This window comes from Bacteroidales bacterium (assembly GCA_013141385.1).
In the GTDB taxonomy this organism is placed as follows: Bacteria; Bacteroidota; Bacteroidia; order Bacteroidales; family Tenuifilaceae; genus UBA8529.
This window is the reverse complement of the sequence record JABFRB010000006.1, coordinates 82,687-101,453: the sequence shown is the minus strand read 5'-3', so window position 1 is coordinate 101,453 and position 18,767 is coordinate 82,687. Positions and strand designations below refer to the sequence as shown.

25 protein-coding genes are annotated in these 18,767 nt (G+C 38.0%); 20 read left to right on the top strand and 5 right to left on the bottom strand.

Translation table 11 applies throughout. From position 1 onward, the window contains the following. The first annotated feature begins 12 nt into the window (after nt 1-12). Nucleotides 13-402 (top strand): response regulator, encoded by a 390-nt coding sequence (locus HOO91_04640; protein ID NOU16828.1) that lies wholly within the window; start codon nt 13-15, stop codon nt 400-402. Between the two features lie 190 nt (nt 403-592). On the opposite strand, the gene HOO91_04635 is transcribed toward HOO91_04640, so the two are convergent. Then, entirely contained in the window at nt 593-2,920 is a 2,328-nt protein-coding gene (locus tag HOO91_04635) for a UvrD-helicase domain-containing protein (GenBank protein NOU16827.1), read from the bottom strand. Nucleotides 2,921-3,195: 275 nt separating this feature from the next. On the opposite strand from HOO91_04635, the gene HOO91_04630 reads away from it, so the two are divergent. Continuing rightward, nucleotides 3,196-4,608: a gliding motility-associated C-terminal domain-containing protein gene (locus tag HOO91_04630; GenBank protein ID NOU16826.1), complete on the top strand. Its 1,413-nt coding sequence runs from the start codon at nt 3,196-3,198 to the stop codon at nt 4,606-4,608. A 5-nt stretch (nt 4,609-4,613) separates the two neighbouring features. Here the strand turns inward: HOO91_04630 and HOO91_04625 are convergent, their stop codons facing one another. From HOO91_04625 to HOO91_04610, 4 genes are all read right to left on the bottom strand, one after another. After that, the gene (locus tag HOO91_04625; GenBank protein NOU16825.1) at nt 4,614-5,066 is read right to left on the bottom strand and encodes a hypothetical protein; all 453 of its coding nucleotides are present in this window, start codon (nt 5,064-5,066) and stop codon (nt 4,614-4,616) included. A gap of 98 nt (nt 5,067-5,164) precedes the next feature. After that, entirely contained in the window at nt 5,165-5,524 is a 360-nt protein-coding gene (locus tag HOO91_04620; protein NOU16824.1) for a hypothetical protein, read from the bottom strand. A gap of 205 nt (nt 5,525-5,729) precedes the next feature. After that, the gene (locus HOO91_04615) at nt 5,730-6,188 is read right to left on the bottom strand and encodes a peptidylprolyl isomerase (GenBank protein NOU16823.1); all 459 of its coding nucleotides are present in this window, start codon (nt 6,186-6,188) and stop codon (nt 5,730-5,732) included. 159 nt (nt 6,189-6,347) lie between these two features. Next, nucleotides 6,348-8,507, bottom strand: coding sequence for an elongation factor G (locus tag HOO91_04610; protein ID NOU16822.1), 2,160 nt, complete (start codon nt 8,505-8,507; stop codon nt 6,348-6,350). A 524-nt stretch (nt 8,508-9,031) separates the two neighbouring features. Between HOO91_04610 and HOO91_04605 the strand changes: the two genes are divergently transcribed. The 18 genes from HOO91_04605 to rpsN are packed head-to-tail and all read left to right on the top strand — an operon-like array spanning nt 9,032 to nt 18,755. Beyond that, entirely contained in the window at nt 9,032-9,409 is a 378-nt protein-coding gene (locus HOO91_04605; protein ID NOU16821.1) for a 30S ribosomal protein S12, read from the top strand. Nucleotides 9,410-9,434: 25 nt separating this feature from the next. Beyond that, a complete protein-coding gene (gene rpsG, locus HOO91_04600; GenBank protein NOU16820.1) occupies nt 9,435-9,911 on the top strand; it encodes a 30S ribosomal protein S7 in 477 nt (158 codons plus the stop codon). Nucleotides 9,912-9,949: 38 nt separating this feature from the next. Then, nucleotides 9,950-12,067: an elongation factor G gene (gene fusA, locus HOO91_04595; protein ID NOU16819.1), complete on the top strand. Its 2,118-nt coding sequence runs from the start codon at nt 9,950-9,952 to the stop codon at nt 12,065-12,067. A gap of 23 nt (nt 12,068-12,090) precedes the next feature. Next, nucleotides 12,091-12,396 (top strand): 30S ribosomal protein S10, encoded by a 306-nt coding sequence (rpsJ, locus tag HOO91_04590; protein ID NOU16818.1) that lies wholly within the window; start codon nt 12,091-12,093, stop codon nt 12,394-12,396. A gap of 24 nt (nt 12,397-12,420) precedes the next feature. Next, nucleotides 12,421-13,041 carry a 50S ribosomal protein L3 gene (gene rplC / locus HOO91_04585; GenBank protein NOU16817.1) on the top strand — a complete coding sequence of 207 codons (621 nt, stop codon included), beginning with the start codon at nt 12,421-12,423 and terminating at the stop codon, nt 13,039-13,041. After that, nucleotides 13,041-13,673 (top strand): 50S ribosomal protein L4, encoded by a 633-nt coding sequence (gene rplD, locus HOO91_04580; GenBank protein ID NOU16816.1) that lies wholly within the window; start codon nt 13,041-13,043, stop codon nt 13,671-13,673. Before rplC ends, rplD begins: the two co-directional genes overlap by 1 nt. 11 nt (nt 13,674-13,684) lie before the next feature. After that, nucleotides 13,685-13,975: a 50S ribosomal protein L23 gene (gene rplW, locus HOO91_04575; GenBank protein ID NOU16815.1), complete on the top strand. Its 291-nt coding sequence runs from the start codon at nt 13,685-13,687 to the stop codon at nt 13,973-13,975. A 5-nt stretch (nt 13,976-13,980) separates the two neighbouring features. Further along, nucleotides 13,981-14,805 (top strand): 50S ribosomal protein L2, encoded by an 825-nt coding sequence (gene rplB / locus HOO91_04570; GenBank protein ID NOU16814.1) that lies wholly within the window; start codon nt 13,981-13,983, stop codon nt 14,803-14,805. A 19-nt stretch (nt 14,806-14,824) separates the two neighbouring features. Then, a complete protein-coding gene (gene rpsS, locus HOO91_04565) occupies nt 14,825-15,094 on the top strand; it encodes a 30S ribosomal protein S19 (protein ID NOU16813.1) in 270 nt (89 codons plus the stop codon). Between the two features lie 28 nt (nt 15,095-15,122). After that, nucleotides 15,123-15,539, top strand: coding sequence for a 50S ribosomal protein L22 (rplV, locus tag HOO91_04560; GenBank protein NOU16812.1), 417 nt, complete (start codon nt 15,123-15,125; stop codon nt 15,537-15,539). Nucleotides 15,540-15,543: 4 nt separating this feature from the next. Beyond that, nucleotides 15,544-16,275 (top strand): 30S ribosomal protein S3, encoded by a 732-nt coding sequence (rpsC, locus tag HOO91_04555; protein ID NOU16811.1) that lies wholly within the window; start codon nt 15,544-15,546, stop codon nt 16,273-16,275. Nucleotides 16,276-16,303: 28 nt separating this feature from the next. Further along, a complete protein-coding gene (gene rplP / locus HOO91_04550) occupies nt 16,304-16,732 on the top strand; it encodes a 50S ribosomal protein L16 (GenBank protein NOU16810.1) in 429 nt (142 codons plus the stop codon). A 6-nt stretch (nt 16,733-16,738) separates the two neighbouring features. Next, nucleotides 16,739-16,945, top strand: a complete 207-nt coding sequence (gene rpmC, locus HOO91_04545) for a 50S ribosomal protein L29 (protein ID NOU16809.1) — start codon at nt 16,739-16,741, stop codon at nt 16,943-16,945. A 5-nt stretch (nt 16,946-16,950) separates the two neighbouring features. Then, the gene (gene rpsQ / locus HOO91_04540) at nt 16,951-17,214 is read left to right on the top strand and encodes a 30S ribosomal protein S17 (protein NOU16808.1); all 264 of its coding nucleotides are present in this window, start codon (nt 16,951-16,953) and stop codon (nt 17,212-17,214) included. A 2-nt stretch (nt 17,215-17,216) separates the two neighbouring features. Next, nucleotides 17,217-17,582 (top strand): 50S ribosomal protein L14, encoded by a 366-nt coding sequence (gene rplN, locus HOO91_04535; protein ID NOU16807.1) that lies wholly within the window; start codon nt 17,217-17,219, stop codon nt 17,580-17,582. Nucleotides 17,583-17,601: 19 nt separating this feature from the next. Then, nucleotides 17,602-17,925, top strand: coding sequence for a 50S ribosomal protein L24 (gene rplX / locus HOO91_04530; protein NOU16806.1), 324 nt, complete (start codon nt 17,602-17,604; stop codon nt 17,923-17,925). Next, nucleotides 17,925-18,482 carry a 50S ribosomal protein L5 gene (rplE, locus tag HOO91_04525; GenBank protein ID NOU16805.1) on the top strand — a complete coding sequence of 186 codons (558 nt, stop codon included), beginning with the start codon at nt 17,925-17,927 and terminating at the stop codon, nt 18,480-18,482. The genes rplX and rplE overlap by 1 nt, the downstream gene beginning before the upstream one ends. A gap of 3 nt (nt 18,483-18,485) precedes the next feature. Continuing rightward, on the top strand, nt 18,486-18,755 hold the full coding sequence (rpsN, locus tag HOO91_04520) for a 30S ribosomal protein S14 (GenBank protein ID NOU16804.1): 270 nt from the start codon (nt 18,486-18,488) through the stop codon (nt 18,753-18,755). Nucleotides 18,756-18,767: the final 12 nt, after the last annotated feature.

Sequence of the window (18,767 nt, the reverse complement as noted above, 5' to 3'; positions counted from 1 at the left end):
AACCATATAATTATGGATGAAAAGAAAACAATCCTTTACGTAGACGATGAGCAAACAAATTTATTACTGTTTAGAATAAACTTTCAAAAAAAATATAACGTAATAACTTGTTTGTCAGGCATTGAAGGATTAGAACTACTTCGGGCACATCCTGAGATCGATATTGTTATAAGCGATATGAAAATGCCTGGTATGGATGGCGTTGAGTTTGCTAAAAAAGCAAAAACAGAATTTCCTCAAGTTATTTTTTATATTTTAACTGGTTTTGATATCTCACCCGAGATAGAAGAAATATTAAACACTAAAATTATCCATAAGTATTATTGCAAACCGTTTAATGTGAATGAAATTGAAGAATCTATAAATTCGGTTGAAAGTTTAATTCAGAAAAAAAACCTGTAAGGTTTTACCACGCAGGTTGTCAAATCAAAAAAGCACATGGTCTAAAACCTTATTTTGCTGAATAGTTTTATTACCCAAACTCAACTATTCTCAGATTATTGGGCAAAATATATTAACCATTTACTTTTACTAAAAATATTGAAAATCCACATCATAAAAACAGGTCTTTTGTAAAATTTAGACACGCAGATTATCCAATAATTTTCAGCCGTGCAAATTTCAGAAGCAGTTGCTTTTGACCTGCAGATTGAAAGAAAACCGTTGCTTTACGATTCTGACCTTCACCTTCAACATTAATAACTTTACCATTACCAAATCTCTCATGAGATACCTGTACCCCGGTTACAATGCTCGAAGGATCGCAAGTATCACCTGCATCATCGTCTCTTTTGTTGATAGAAGGATTTCGGTATAGCCCTCCGCTATTCTGATCTCTTTTCTCGCTTTGTGGAATAGGTGTAATATTTAACCCTGATTTTTGGTTAGACCCAAAACGAGGATTTTTAGCAGATGTCATTGAATTAGACGTTTCCGCAGGAGCATTAATATCTCCTGGCATATCAACCCATTCAGGATCAATCTCACTGATAAAACGGCTTGGTACGCAATGCGTCAAATTACCCCATTTATAGCGTGTTTGGGCGTATGAAATGGTTGCTTTTTTTGCGGCACGTGTAATAGCTACATAAAATAATCTTCGCTCTTCTTCAAGTTCATCGGGAGTTGAAACAGTCATTTTGGATGGGAATAGATCCTCTTCAACCCCTGTTAGAAATACGTAATTAAATTCAAGACCCTTTGCCGAGTGGATAGTCATAACGGTTACTTTATCTCTATCCTCGGGCTTTTGAGTATCAGCATCGGTGAGAAGTGATACATTTTCCATGTAATCAGCAAGAGTAATTATATCAGTCACCCCTTCCTTCTTCTGGCTCTCAGTAAACTCTTTGATACTGTTCAATAGTTCCTCTATATTCTGAAAACGAGCAATTCCTTCAAATGATTTATCCTCCTTCAAATCACGAATTGTTCCGGTTCCCATTGCAATTGCATATGCAGATTCATATGCATCTACATTAAAAACGGAACTTTGGAATTGGCGCATCATGCCAATAAAATCTTTCAATTTTTTTATTGCCCCAGACTTGAGACCAGCATTATCACTATCAATCTGCTCTAACGTTACCCAGATACTTTGATTTTTAGCATTGGCCACCTCGGCAATATGCTCCATTGTTGTATTGCCTATACCCCGGGTGGGGTAGTTGATAATCCTTTTTAAAGCCTCATCATCGCTGGGGTTTATTGATAAGCGGTAATAAGCTAGGATATCCTTTACTTCCTTTCGTTGGTAAAATGATAAACTTCCATAAACCCTATAGGGAATATTGCGTTTCCGCAATGCCTCCTCAAATATTCTCGATTGAGCATTGGTGCGATATAGAATAGCAAAGTCCTTGCTAGGAGCATGCTCGCGATATTGAATATTCAATATCTCCGAGGCAACTATATAACCCTCCTCTTGATCGGTAAAGGCTTTTAAAACTTTAATCTTATCGCCTTCCTCTTTTGAGGAAAAGGATACCTTTTTAATCTGCCGACTATTTTTTGAAATTATACTGTTTGCAGCATTTACAATATTCTGTGTGGATCGATAATTTTCCTCTAGCTTAAAAAACTTGTAGCTAGGGTAGTCGTTTCTAAAATTAAGGATATTTTCAATTTTAGCACCTCTAAATGAGTAAATACTTTGAGCATCATCACCAACAACGCAAACATTATTATGCTGCGAAGCTAGTTTCTTTACAATTAAATATTGTGAGTAGTTGGTATCTTGATACTCATCAACAAGAATAAACTTAAATTTTTGTTGATACTTTGCCAATACATCTGGAAAATCTCGAAAAAGTATATTCGTGTTAAGCAGTAAATCGTCAAAGTCCATAGCCGATGCCTTGAAGCATCGTTGTGCATAAAGTGCATAAATTCGGGCAATTTCGGGTTTGCGATTTTGTCTATCAAAAGCAACTAGATTGGTGTTCGAAGCGTATGCTTGTGGAGTAATTAGGTTATTCTTAGCTGATGAAATCCTACTAAAAACCTCTCCGTTTTTATAAATCTGAGTATCAAGATTTAACTCCTTTATTATTGAGCTAACAAGATTTTTCGAATCGGTTGTATCGTAAATTGAGAAGGTTTTTGAATAGCCCAATTTATCTGCCTCATACTTCAATATCTTTAGAAACATTGAGTGAAAAGTTCCCATCCAAAGCTGAGAAGCAGTGCTTTCGCCAACAATCTTGGCAATGCGTTCCTTCATCTCTCTGGCTGCCTTATTGGTAAAGGTCAATGCAAGGATTGACCACGGAGGAGCACCCTGTGTGAGTAAATTTGCAATTCTAAATGTGAGAACTCTAGTCTTCCCAGATCCCGCTCCGGCAATAATAAGGCTCGGCCCTTCGGTAGTCATAACCGCCTCTCGCTGCACATCACTTAATTCATCAAGGAATTGCACTATATATACCCTTTCGTTATTTTTATAAGCCAACAAATGTACAAGCAGCTATTCGTTATAGCAAACAATGAGATAATTTGTTGTTAACATTATTTTAGCTGCCTACAATAATCGAGGTTTAATAGTGTTTATTACAATTGCTAGGAGTTAAAAGAGGAATTGAGATTATGTAATGACGAATGATATTTTTTGCTGATTACAATAAACAAGCAACGTTCATCCAACAACTTCTAATTCACATTTATTTGTTAATATTGTGTCTTATTTGATTTACAGGAATGAAAAAAAATAAAACCCTATTTAGCATACAAATACTAGCATTTTTGCTAATCATTTCAAATATTTCTACTGCTCAACTTAACTCGCCAGTAAGAGATTGGGCGGGTTTAACACAATACCTTGCGAATAATGCAAAACAGGATTCTGTATACGTTTTCTTTTCATCTATTGCATCTCCTAAAAAAGGATCATTAAAAGCGAAATTCTCAAATGGCGCAAATTCAAACTTTATATGGTATAAATTTGATGAGGCTAACCCCAATGTGGTTAATCCATTCGTGCAATTTGCCACTGAAAATGGTGTTACGGAATCCAATCTTACAAACCTTAGCAGGGGTGGTTATAGGGTATCGATTACTAGAATCTCCGATAATGTCACCGAGGTATATACATGTTGGGTAATGATTGATGATGTGATTATTAGCAATATCGAAATAGACAATAATTGTACATTTCTATCTTTGGATACAAAATTACAACCGAGCAAATACGCTATTGCTTACGATTATTTCACCTATTGGGATTTATCTAAAACACCCGTTCATCCCGAGATTAATAAGTTGGGGACTGATTACTTCAAAAACATTATTTGGCATGCAAGTAATTCTCTAGTAACCTTTACTTCCTCGTCAACCTTATTTTTGTTGATACAGAATACTGCACCACTTTACGATTCTAAGTATGATATTCGGATTTCAAATCCCTTTGGAAGGATTCTTACTTATGAAACATCTATTCTAATTGGAAAAGCACCTAAGGCAGATTTTTCAGTTTTCACTGAAGTTGATGGAGCTTGGAAGGATGGTGGCACAGAACCAGAGGGAGAAGCACCTTTAAAAATGAAGTTGGAAAGCAAATCGATAAATTCCGATTCAATTTACTGGCGTATTTTAAACGATGAAAAACTCTTTAAACACGGTGGCGATAGCATTGTTTGGCGCGATAGTTTATTGTTTACTGAACGAATTGATGCTTACCCAACTCCCGAAAAGATGATACCCGGGAAATATCCTATTGAGCATATTGCAGTAAAAGTTAGTACTGGTTGTAGGGATACAATGACTTTATTTGCTCAGGTTGATACGTCTACAATAAAATCGGATGCTATTCCAAACGTTTTTTCACCGAATGGCGATGGTGTAAATGATTTTTTTAAACTCAAAGAACCAGTTGTAAATATAAGCTCAATAAAAACGTTTAATATTTTTATTTTCAGTAAAGGAGGAACGCTTGTTTACAAATATTCAGGAAACCCAAAAACATGGGAGGGATGGAATGGTCAGATAAATGGGAATAAAGCCGATGCCCCCGATGGGGTTTACTACTATATTATAGAAGCAGTTGGTTGGGATAAAAAAGTGTTCAGGGGAGGCAAATATAAAGGCTTTCTATACCTGCTAAGGGGTAAATGATAATGCTATTCTATGATAGTCAACTTTAAATTATGATTATCACAGAACTCTTTAATATCAATTTGAACATATCTTGGAGGTAATTGTATTTCACCAAAATTTATTTGCATAATATCTGCTATCCATTTCTTACCTATCCAAAAAACCTCTTCTTCGTTTGGTAGTCTACTCAATAATACCTTTATAGAATCCTCTCCTGTGACGCTTATATGATTATTGATAATACTCGAATAGGTCTTTAGTGAGTTAGTTCCTACCATTAACGAGTATTTCCAATTCGAGCCAACCTGCCAGCTGTAAAGTTCCCAACCCTTCATTGAATGGGTGAAAACAATGGTGTCAAGCCTTAGTTTGTCAAAACTTGATACATCCAAATAATTATTATCCGTTTTAATGCAATTTGTTGTTCCAAAGCATATAACGAAAAATAAAACTAGAAAATAAACTGTTTTTCTCATCATCTTGTTTTTTTACTAAAGATGAAAAACTTGTATATAAGGTTGCTTTTTGGAAAATGAAAAAGGATAGTTTTAGAGATGTTTCAATGATAATTAAATTATCCTACTATTCTATTGAAAATGATTTCAATAACATTTAAATGAAACCAAATTCGAGCATATATGCAATAAAGTATAAATATTATAATGCAAAAAGCAATGTATACACCAAGTGTACGTCCAAAAAAATTCTTTCCCTTTTTAAGAAAACTAGTTGTAAATCTTTCTACTAATCTATTAATATACTCAAATGCTGGGTATAATACCAAAACTATTGCCACCATACCAATTGCAGTAAACTTAAGATAGTTTGTATGGTTTTTATAGGTCATGAAATAATCAGTAACAAACGTTGTAAGCAGGTTCACAAGTAGTATAGTTACACAGATAACTAAGAAATTGAATATTTTACGATTCATAGTCTACGAAATAACGTGAATTCGGTCTAAGTATAACATCTTGATTTTAACATAGCAACAGATTGTTGCTGTGTCATGCTGAACGGAGTGAAGCATCTGTTTTATAGATACTTCGCTTCGCTCAGCATGACATTTTACATCGAACTGACTGTAAATAAATTGAGACGGGTAAAAGCCCGTCTCGTTAATTTGAAAATGCAATTATTTATTCCTCGTTGATAATAATTTTCTCAATTTTATCACCAGCAACAATGGCATCGATAACATCGAGTCCTTCATAAACCTTACCGAAACAGGTATGTTGCCTGTCTAAATGTTGGGTGTTTTGACGACCATGACAAACGAAAAACTGTGATCCTCCAGTATTTCTCCCTGCATGTGCCATTGATAGCACACCACGATCGTGGTACTGATTTCCTCCGGTTAGTTCGCAGTCGATTTTATATCCTGGGCCACCAGTCCCAACGCGTGGGTTGCTCATATCCTTTGAAAAAGGACACCCTCCCTGAATAACAAAGTTTGGTATCACCCTGTGGAATGCTAACCCATCATAATAACCTTCTTTGGCTAATTTAACGAAGTTTGCAACTGTTTTTGGTGCATCCTCCTCGTAGAAGTTTAACTTCATTACACCTTTGGTGGTGTGTATTTCTGCTGATTTCATTCTGATTTTAGTGTTATTTGAATTGCAAAAATATGTAGTTTTAAGATTAAAACAATACTAATGTAGTAGAGTTATTATTCAGCATGTATAAAAAAACAAAGGGCACCTCTCGGCGCCCTCTCTTCTTGTAAAATATATTGATTTGGTTTAGGGTATACTCTATTCCTCTTCCTGTTCTGCTTCGTAAGCCTTAAGCAGTTTCTCCTGAACATCGGATGGAACTTGTTCGTATGCAGCAAATTTCATGTTATATGTTGCACGACCGCTAGTTAATGATGATAAGGAAGTAGAGTACTTATTCATCTCAGCAAGTGGTACACGTGCATTGATAATCTCAAAACCCTTCTCGCTTCCCATACCCATAATAATTGCACGGCGGTTTTGTAGGTCACTCATAACATCACCCATTCTATCAGCAGGAACAAGAACTTCAACCTCATAAACGGGCTCCATAATTTTTGGACCAGCCTCTTTAAACGCAGTCTTAAAAGCATTACGGCCAGCTAGTCTAAATGAAATTTCATTTGAATCAACTGGGTGCATCTTACCATCGTAAACTGCAACACGGATATCACGGGCATAAGAACCTGTTAATGGACCTTGCTCTATCTTCTCCATAATACCTTTTAGTATTGCAGGTAGGAAACGTGCATCAATAGCACCACCAACAATACAGTTGTAGAAAATAAGTTTTCCACCCCAGTCAAGATTAATTTCATCAGTTCCTCTAACGCTGATATTTACCTCTTTCCCCCCAATCTTATACTGTTTAGGAGCAGGAGCACCCTCTACGTGGGGTTCAATAACCATGTGAACCTCTCCGAATTGACCAGCACCACCTGATTGCTTTTTGTGGCGATAATCGGCAGTGGCAATCTTAGTTATCGTTTCACGGTAAGGAATACGCGGAGCAAAAAACTCAACCTCAATTTTATGAAGGTTGGTCAAGTGCCATTTCAAGATATTAAGGTGGTGTTCACCTTGTCCTGAAAGAATTATTTGACGCAATTCTTTTGAATGTTCAACGATAATAGTTGGATCTTCCTGATGTGCACGGTTAAGTAATTCTCCCATTTTCTCAGTATCCGATTCGCTTTTAGCCTTTATAGCTGTACGGAATTTTGAATTAGGGAATGTCATGGATTCAAACTTAATACCGCCAAGAGCAGAAACTGCAAGGGTGTGATTAGTTTTGGTGTTTTTTAGTTTAACTGTGGCTCCAATGTCACCAGCAACCATTTCAGTTACTTTGGTTCGGTTCTTTCCTGCCACAACAAAAAGCTGTGCGATTCTTTCCTTTGAATCATTATTGCTGTTAATGAGATCCATACCTTCGGTAACTTTTCCAGACATTACTCTGAAATAGTTAATCTCTCCAATATGTGGCTCAACAGATGTTTTGAAAAAGTAAAGTGATGTTGGTGCACTTGCATCACATTTTATTTCCTTGTTATCTTCATTCTTTGGCATTGGACTTTCTGATGGGTTTGGAGCAACATTAATAATGAAGTCCATTAACCTCTTTGTACCGATATTCCTTTTACCAGAGGTACAAAATACTGGGAATAGATTACGATTATTTAAACCTGCTGCTAATCCTTTGCGCATTTCCTCTTCTGATAAAGTTCCTTGATCAAAGAACTTCTCCATTAAGGATTCATCATTCTCAGCAGCAGCCTCAACAAGTGCATTATGCAATTCTGTTGCTCTATCCATTTCCTCTGCTGGAATAGGTAGATCTTCGCGAATACCTGTATCTCCTTTAAACTTATATAGTTTCATTACCAACACATCTACAAATGCGTTGAACTCAGTTCCTGGATTGATAGGGTATTGAACCAAAACTACTTTTTTACCCAAACTCTGTTTAAGCGATTCTACTGTTGAATCAAAATTTGCCTTATCCTGATCAAGCTGGTTGACAGCTATAACCATTGGTTTATGCATATGTTCTGCATGGCGGTTGAAGATTTCAGTTCCAACCTCAACACCATACTGTGAATTTACTACCATAACCACTGTATCTGTTGGGCGCATAGCTGAAATAACTGCACCAACAAAGTCATCGGAACCTGGAGTGTCAATTATATTTAGTTTATGATCAAGGAATTCGGTATAAAGGATAGTCGAAAAAATAGAACGTTGGTTCTGTTGCTCAATTTCAGAGTAGTCCGAAACTGTACTCTTCCCTTCAATAGTCCCTTTACGTTCAATAACTTTACCTTCAAACATCATCGACTCAGCTAGAAGTGTTTTACCTGAGCCGGTATTTCCAAGCAGGGCTACATTTTTGATTTGATTAGTAAGATACGTTTTCATCCTTACAGAGTATTAAAGTTGTTATTTGTTGAAACAATTATTTTTATGCTTATGATGTATACATATATATTAAGGTATAATTACTGTATATGTCAAATTAATCTACCTTATTTTTAAATCCCCCAAAAATAGTAAAATTTTGAAATAAACAGCGTTTTGCGAAAACTAACTTAAATTTAGAAGTCAACACGCCTAATTTTTAGATACTTGATTTTGAAAATATTACTTATATCCATTGTAAATCATTAAAAAAATTTTAATTATCAGATAATTAGAAATATATAACTTTTATCTACTCATGAAAAATCTATTTTATATATGTCATTTATTATCTTTTACAACATATTTTTAAACAAACTTGCATATTAGCTAAAAAGCTCTACTTTTGCGACCGCTTAACAAATGCCGATCTAATTCATTAATTGGCAATAAAAAAAGGGTTAGAAATTGTGGTATTTCAAAAAAATCGAATACCTTTGCAGCCCATTTTGTAACATTTTTTTAATTAAATATTTAGTGTTTATATGCCTACAATTCAGCAGCTAGTAAGAAAAGGAAGGTCTAAGCTGATCGACAAGAGTAAAGCGCCTGCGCTTGATGCTTGTCCACAAAGACGCGGGGTATGTGTACGTGTGTACACCACTACTCCTAAAAAACCGAATTCGGCTATGAGAAAGGTTGCCAGGGTTAGGCTCACCAACGGTAAGGAGGTGAACGCTTACATTCCTGGAGAAGGTCACAATCTTCAAGAGCACTCTATAGTGCTTATTCGTGGTGGCAGGGTAAAAGATTTACCTGGTGTTCGTTACCACTTAATTCGAGGTACCCTCGATGCTTCTGGCGTAGAAGGTCGTAACCAACGTCGTTCGAAGTACGGTACTAAGAGACCTAAGAAAAAATAAGTTAACCTCTTGAAGATTTACAGCGATGAGAAAAGCTAAACCAAAAAAACGAATCATTCTCCCCGATCCAAAGTTTCACGATACTTTGGTAACCCGTTTTGTGAATAACTTAATGGTAAACGGTAAGAAAAGCGTATCGTTTAACATCTTTTACGATGCGTTAGAAATTGTTTCTAATAAGATGAAGGACTCTGAGAAGACTCCTCTTGAGATCTGGAAAAAAGCTCTTGAAAACATTACCCCTCAGGTAGAAGTTAAGAGCCGCCGCGTTGGTGGTGCAACCTTTCAGGTTCCAATGGAGGTTCGCCCCGATCGTAAGATCTCTCTTTCCATGAAAAACATGATTCTTTACTCACGTAAGCGTACTGGTAGAGGCATGAGCGATAAGCTTGCTGCCGAAATCATGGCTGCTTTCAACGAGGAAGGTGCTGCATTCAAGAAGAAAGAGGATATGCATAAGATGGCCGAAGCCAATAAAGCTTTTGCTCATTTCAGATTTTAGTGGTTGAGAGAAGGAATATTAGATAGAAAGAGATAAGGATGAGCAGAGATTTAAGGTTTACTCGTAATATAGGAATCATGGCCCACATTGACGCTGGTAAAACAACAACTACCGAGCGTATTCTATATTATACGGGTAAAACACATAAAATTGGAGAGGTTCACGATGGAGCTGCTACCATGGACTGGATGGTTCAGGAGCAGGAGAGAGGTATTACAATTACATCTGCTGCAACTACTACTTTTTGGAAGTATAACAATCAGCAATACCAAGTAAACATAATTGACACCCCTGGTCACGTAGATTTCACTGTTGAGGTTGAGCGTTCGCTTCGTGTTCTTGATGGAACCGTTGCAACTTTCTGCGCAGTTGGTGGAGTTGAACCACAAAGCGAGACCGTTTGGCGTCAAGCCGATAAATATGGTGTTCCTAAAATTGCATTCATCAATAAGATGGATCGTACAGGAGCTGATTTTCTATCGGTTGTTACGCAAATCAAAGAAAAATTAGGTGCAAACGCCGTTCCTATCCAATTACCAATTGGTGCTGAGGAAACTTTTAGAGGCGTTATTGACTTAATTGCAAACAAAGCCATTATTTGGTTTGAAGATCCAAAAACAAATACGTTAGATTTCAGATACGAAGAGATTCCTTCCGAAATGAAAGAAGAAGCCGCTGAATGGCGTGGAAAATTAATCGAGGCCGTTGCAGGTTTCAATGATGATCTACTCGAGCGTTTCTTCGATGACCCTGAATCAATCACAAAAGATGAGATTACTCAGACTATTCGCACCGCCACTATTAGTATGACAGTTATTCCTGTACTTTGTGGTGCTGCTTTCAAAAATAAAGGGATTCAAATTCTTCTTGACTCAGTTATTGCATTCCTCCCTAGCCCACTTGATAAAGGTGCCGTTACGGGGATTAATCCTGATAGTGAAAAAGAAGAAACACGTAAGCCAGATGCTAACGAGCCATTTTGTGGTCTTGCATTCAAAATTGCTACCGACCCTTATGTTGGTCGTTTAGCATTTATTCGTGTTTACTCAGGAAAATTGGATAGTGGAAGTTATGTTTATAACGTTCGCAGTGGTAAGAAGGATCGTATCAGCCGTCTTTACCAAATGCATGCGAATAAACAGAATCCAATAGAATTCTGCGAAGCTGGAGATATTTGTGCTGCAGTAGGTTTCAAAGACCTACGTACAGGCGATACTGTTTGCGACGAGAAGCATCCTATTGCACTGGAATCAATGACTTTTCCCGAGCCAGTTATCGGTTTGGCAATAGAGCCAAAAACTCAAAAAGATATGGATAAACTGGGGTTGGCTTTGAACAAACTTTCCGAAGAGGATCCAACTTTCAGAGTTCATACCGATGAGGATAGTGGTCAAACTATTATCAGAGGAATGGGTGAACTCCACCTTGAGATCATTGTAGACCGACTAAGAAGAGAATTTAGCGTAGATATCAACCAAGGTGCTCCTCAGGTTGCATACAGAGAGTGTATCACAAAATCTGTAAACCATCGTGAAGTGTTCAAGAAACAATCTGGTGGTAGAGGTAAATTTGCTGATATCATCTTTGAAATTGGACCAGCCGATGAGGGTGTTACAGGTTTGCAATTCGTTAATGATGTTAAGGGCGGACATATCCCCAAGGAATTCATTCCTTCAATTGAAAAGGGATTTGCTTCGGCTATGAAGAATGGTGTTTTGGCTGGTTACTCGATGCCAAGCATGAAGGTGATTGTAACAGATGGTTCATTCCATGCTGTAGACTCCGATGCTCTGTCATTCGAAATTTGTGCTCGCCAAGCATTCCGTCATACTTGCCCTAAGGCAAGCCCAGTTATACTTGAACCAATTATGTCGGTTGAAGTGGTAACCCCAGAAGAGTACATGGGTGATGTAATTGGCGATTTCAATAAACGCCGAGGACAAATCACAGGGATGGAATCTAAAGGTGTTGCCCGAGTTATTAAAGCCAAAGTGCCACTTTCTGAACAATTTGGATATGTAACAGTACTTCGTACTCTTACTTCTGGTAGAGCAACATCAACAATGGAGTTTTCTCATTATGCTGAGGTTCCTACCAATATTTCAAAGACGATTATTGAAAGCACAAGTGGTAAAGTAATTAAGGAAGAAGAATAAAAAATTACTTAGCAGTAATAGCAATGAGCCAGAAAATTAGAATTAAACTAAAATCGTATGACCACAACCTGGTTGACAAGTCTGCCGAGAAGATCGTGAAGACTGTAAAAGCAACAGGCGCTGTGGTGAGTGGTCCTATTCCGCTACCTACACACAAGCGGATTTTTACTGTAAACCGCTCCACGTTCGTTAACAAAAAATCGAGAGAGCAATTTGAACTCAGCTCTTTCAAACGTTTACTCGACATCTACAGCTCCACCCCGAAGACTATCGATGCCCTAATGAAGCTCGAACTTCCATCTGGAGTCGAAGTAGAAATTAAAGTATGAGTTTGATCATTAATTGACTAAAAAATGTCAGCAGGATTAATTGGACGTAAAATCGGAATGACTTCCGTATTCAGTGCCGAGGGTAAGAACATACCATGCACTGTGATTGAAGCTGGTCCCTGCGTAGTTACTCAGGTCAAAACAAACGAGAAGGATGGCTACATCGCTGTTCAACTCGCTTTCGATGACAAGAAGGAGAAGCACACCGGACGACCCTTACTGGGTCACTTCAAAAAAGCGAACACAACACCTAAACGTAAAGTTATTGAATTTAGGGATTGGGATAAAGATCACCAGTTAGGTGATGTTATCACAGTTGATATCTTCAATGATGATCGATGGGTTGATGTTTCGGGTATTACTAAAGGTAAAGGATTCCAGGGCGTTGTAAAACGTCACGGTTTCGGAGGTGTTGGTGGACAAACCCACGGACAACATAACCGCTTAAGGGCTCCTGGATCAATGGGTGCATCATCCTTCCCTTCTCGTGTATTCCCAGGAAAAAGATTACCAGGACGCACAGGCGGTGATAAAGTTAAAATTACCAACCTACGTGTATTAAAGGTAATCCCTGAGAACAATCTGCTCCTCGTAAAGGGATCTATTCCAGGTGCTAAAGGTTCATATTTAATTATTGAGAAATAATGGAAGTTAAAGTACTAAATATAGCTGGAAAGGAAACCGGAAGAAAGATCGAACTCAATGATAGCATTTTTGCCATTGAACCAAACGATCACGCAATTTACCTTGATGTTAAACAATATCTTAATAATCAACGTCAAGGTACATCCAAATCGAAAGAGCGTAACGAAATATCCGGTAGTACTCGCAAACTAAAGAGGCAAAAAGGTACTGGTACAGCACGTGCCGGTAGTATCAAATCTCCCTTATTCCGTGGTGGTGGAAGAGTATTTGGACCAAGACCACGTGATTACGAATCGAAACTCAACAAAAAGGTTAAGCAGTTAGCGCGTAAAAGTGCATTAGCACACAAAATTTTAGATAATAAGATTTTGGTTATAGAAGACTTCAATTTTGATACTCCTAAAACCAAAGAATTTATCTCAATTTGCACTAATCTTAATATTGGCGACAAAAAGTCTTTATTTGTGCTAAGCGAACCAAATAAAAATATATATTTGTCCTCCAGAAATTTACAGAGACAAAAAGTTGTATTAGCATCATCTTTAAATACATACGAAGTTCTTGATGCAAATACACTTGTTCTGGTAGAGAGTTCGGTTGACGTATTACATAAGATGTTTAAAGTATCATAAACTAAAGAGCGATGAACATTTTGATAAGGCCAATAGTAACAGAGAAGATGGAACGCTTAAGCGAGAAATTAAACCAATATGGTTTTATTGTCGAGAAAAGTGCTAACAAGTTACAGATTAAAAAGGCCATTGAAGAGTTATACGGTGTAACCGTCAATTCGATAAATACAATTCGTTACGCAGGTAAATTGAAATCACGCTATACAAAATCCGGTTTTCTATCCGGAAAAACAAATAGTTTCAAGAAAGCCATAGTGACGTTAAAAGAAGGTGAAAAGATTGATTTTTATAGCAACATTTAAGTGAAATGGCTGTAAGGAAACTAAAACCTGTTACACCAGGACAGAGACATAAAGTTATAGGTGTTTTCGATGATATAACCACCTCGACACCTGAGAAATCATTAATTCGTCCTATTAAGAGGACTGGTGGTAGAAACAACCAAGGACGCATGACAATGCGTTATGTTGGTGGCGGTCATAAGCGTAGATATAGGCTTATCGATTTTTTACGTGAACGTGATGGCGTTGAAGCAGTTGTGAAAACAATTGAGTACGACCCAAACAGAACTGCACGTATCGCCTTGGTTGAATACTCAGATGGTGAAAAACGTTATATAATAGCACCTAATGGCCTAAAAGTAGGTCAAGTTATTATGTCAGGTAAGGGGGTTGCCCCCGAAATCGGCAACACGCTACATCTATCGGAAATTCCGATGGGTACATTGATTCACAACATCGAGTTAAGACCTGGTCAAGGTGGTCAGTTGGCTCGAAGTGCAGGATCTTATGCTCAGCTATTAGCCCGCGAAGGTAAATATGCTATCATTAAGATGCCTAGCAGTGAAACTCGCATGATTCTTACTGAGTGCAAAGCTACAATTGGAGCTGTTTCTAACTCTGACCATGCACTGGAGAAATCTGGTAAAGCTGGTCGCTCAAGATGGTTAGGACGTCGTCCTCGCACTAGAGGGGTTGCTATGAACCCAGTAGATCACCCAATGGGTGGTGGCGAAGGTCGTGCTTCTGGAGGTCACCCACGCTCACGCAAGGGTATCCCTGCAAAGGGCTATAAGACACGCTCTCCGAAGAACAGCTCCAACAAGTTTATTATAGAACGCAGGAAAAAGTAATTAGATAAAACAGTAAGTTATGAGTCGATCACTCAAAAAAGGTCCTTTTATTGACTATAAGTTGGATAAGCGTGTTGTTGACATGAACGCTACAACTAAGAAGACAGTTATTAAAACTTGGTCAAGAAGGTCGATGATATCTCCTGAATTTGTTGGACACACCATAGCAGTTCATAATGGGAATAAATTTATCCCAGTATATGTTACCGAAAATATGGTAGGGCACAAGCTTGGCGAATTTGCTCCAACTCGTACCTTCCGTGGACATGCAGGTAATAAGAAGAAATAAGTGAATTGATTTTTAAAGAAACTTAGCAATGGGTGCAAGAAAACAATTAATGGCCAACCAAATAAAGGAGGAGAAAAAGAAGAAAGCTTTTGCAATACTTCGCAATTGCCCATCTTCTCCCCGCAAAATGCGTTTGGTTGTAGATATGATACGTGGTAAAGAAGTTAATAATGCCCTTAACATCCTGAAGTTTACTCCTAAGGAAGCAGCAATTAAGGTTGAGAAACTACTTCTTTCAGCAGTTGCCAATTGGCAAGCAAAAAATGAAGGCGTTCGTCTTGAAGAAGCAAACCTTTATGTAAAGGAAATATTTGTTGATCAAGGAAAACAGCTTAAACGTATTAGGACAGCTCCACAGGGACGTGCACATAGAATTCGTAAGCATTCAAATCACGTTACCGTTGTTTTAGACAGTGCAGTTAATAACGATACTACAAAAAACTAGCTAGATGGGAAATAAAGTAAATCCAATAGCAAACAGATTAGGAATCATCAAAGGATGGGATTCTAATTGGTATGGTGGTAACAACTATGCTCAAAAGATCGTTGAGGACAGCAAAATTCGCGAATACCTCAGCGCGAGACTTGCAAAAGCCAGTATTTCAAAGATTGTAATTGAGCGTACGTTAAAACTGATAACTGTTACAGTACATACCGCTAGACCAGGCATCATAATTGGTAAAGGTGGTCAAGAAGTTGATAAACTTAAGGAAGAACTTAAGAAGATCACTAAAAAAGAAGTGCAAATCAACATTTACGAAGTGAAACGTCCTGAACTAGATGCTGTTATCGTAGGTAGCAATATCGCTCGCCAGATTGAAGGTCGTATATCATTCCGCCGTGCCATTAAGATGTCAATTGCTTCTACTATTAGAATGGGAGCAGAAGGGATTAAAGTTCAAATCTCAGGTCGTTTAGGAGGTGCAGAAATGGCACGCTCTGAAACCTATAAAGAGGGTAGAATTCCATTACACACCTTTCGTGCTGATATCGATTATGCTCTTGCTGAGGCTCACACCAAAGTAGGATTAATTGGTATTAAAGTATGGATATGCAATGGTGAAGTATACGGAAAACGTGATTTGTCTCCAAACTTAGGAGCCTCATCACCTGCTACTCAACAACATCAAAATACTAATCAAGGAAAGCAACAACGCGGACCTAGAAAGAAAAGGAAATAGTTTTAAGAACTAAAAGGACTTTTAGGAAATGTTACAGCCAAAGAAAACCAAGTTCAGGAGGCAGCAAAAAGGCCGTATGAAAGGCAATGCTCAACGTGGCAATCAACTTGCATTCGGTTCTTTCGGAATCAAAGCGATGGAGCCATGTTGGATTACCGGTCGCCAGATTGAGGCTGCTCGTCAGGCAGTGACCCGTTATATGAAACGTGAAGGTCAAATATGGATCCGTATATTCCCAGATAAGCCTATTACCAAGAAACCAGCCGAAGTACGTATGGGTAAGGGTAAGGGTGCACCTGAGGGATTTGTTGCTCCTATAACTCCAGGTCGGATTATTATTGAAGCCGAAGGAGTATCGTTCGAGGTAGCTAAGGAAGCATTACGCCTAGCAGCGCAAAAACTTCCAATAGCCACTAAGTTCGTTGTTCGTAACGATTATACTGAAACAGCTATCTAACGAGCTATGAAAACAGCAGAGATAAGAGAACTAACAACCAAGGAGCTGGAGGAGCGTATTGATAATGAGAAAGCACAGCTACTTAAGCTAAAGCTTAATCACAGCATATCGCCCCTCGATAATCCTATGAAGATTACTGATACTCGCAAGAATATTGCAAGATTAAAAACTATTCTTGGCGAACGTAATCTCAAAGAGAACAAGAAAAGCTAACAGAGATGGAAGAGAATACAAGAAATTTACGTAAAGAAAGAACAGGGATCGTTGTAAGCAATAAAATGGAAAAATCCATAGTTGTTGCTGTAAAACGAAAAGTAAAACATCCCATCTACGGTAAGTTTGTTAACAGAACTACCAAATTCTATGCTCATGACGAAGCTAATACCTCAAATATTGGTGATGTTGTTAGAATTATGGAAGTCCGCCCTTTGAGCAAAACAAAGTGCTGGAGATTAGTTGAAATCATTGAAAGAGCTAAGTAGCCATGATACAACAAGAGAGTCGTTTAGTAGTTGCTGATAACAGCGGTGCAAAGGAAGTACTTTGCATCAGAGTACTTGGCGGTACAGCAAAACGTTATGCACGCATTGGTGATAAAATAGTAGTTACTGTAAAAAGTGCTATGCCTGGCGGCGAAGTTAAAAAGGGTACTGTTACCAAGGCCGTAGTAGTTCGCACAAAGAAAGAGATGCGACGTCCAGACGGTTCATACATCCGTTTTGATGATAATGCTTGCGTTCTTCTTAATGCGCAGGGTGAAATTCGCGGAACGCGTATTTTCGGCCCAGTTGCTAGAGAACTTCGCGATAGCTATATGAAAATTGTATCCCTGGCACCAGAGGTATTATAACAAGTAAATTATTACACTGATGGCAAGTAAGTTACACATAAAAAAAGGGGATTTGGTGTTCGTGAACTCAGGAGAATCCAAAGGCCAACAGGGAAGAGTACTCAGCGTTATTGTAAAAGACAGCCGTGCTATCGTTGAAGGCGTTAACATGGTATCTAAGCATACAAAACCTAATGCTAAGCACCCCCAAGGTGGAATTATTAAGAAGGAAGCTCCGGTTCATATTTCGAACCTAATGTTAATTGATCCCACATCTGGGAAACCGTCACGTATAGGTCGTCGGTTAAACGAGAATGGTAAGCTAGTTCGCTATTCTAAAAAATCAGGAGAGGAGATTAAGTAATGGAATACGTACCAAACCTCAGCAAAAAATATAACGAGGAGATTATTCCTGCATTGATGAAGGAATTCAGCTATAAAAGCGTAATGCAGGTACCCCGTTTGGAAAAGATTGTAATCAACCAAGGCGTTGGACAAGCTGTTGCCGATAAGAAAATTATCGAAAATGCACAGAATGAATTAACTCAGATTACAGGTCAAAAAGTGATTCAAACAAACTCAAGGAAGGATATTTCAAACTTTAAACTTCGTAAAAACGTTCCTATTGGATTGAAGGTTACACTTCGTCGTGAACGTATGTTCGAGTTTCTTGAGAGACTTGTTAACGTATCACTTCCACGTATTCGCGATTTCAAAGGGATTAGTGATAAACTTGATGGTCGTGGAAACTATACCCTCGGTATTCAGGAGCAAATTATCTTCCCAGAGATAGATATCGATAAAATTAATAAGATTCTTGGTATGGAGATAACTATTGTTACCTCTGCTAAATCTGATGAAGAGGCTTATGCCTTACTCCGTGAATTTGGAATACCTTTTAAAAACGCTAAAAAGAACTAGTGTATGGCTAAAGAGTCAATGAAAGCCCGTGAGGTTAAACGTGCAAAACTCATCGCAAAATATGCTGAAAAGCGCGCAAGGCTTAAAGAAGAAGGAGATTATGTTGGTCTACAAAAACTACCTCGTAATTCAAACCCAATTCGTTTACGCAATCGTTGCATGTTGACCGGAAGGCCACGCGGATATATGCGTCAGTTTGGAATAAGCAGGATAACCTTTAGAGAAATGGCTTCTAATGGTTTAATACCTGGAATTAAAAAAGCTAGTTGGTAAAACTTATAACTA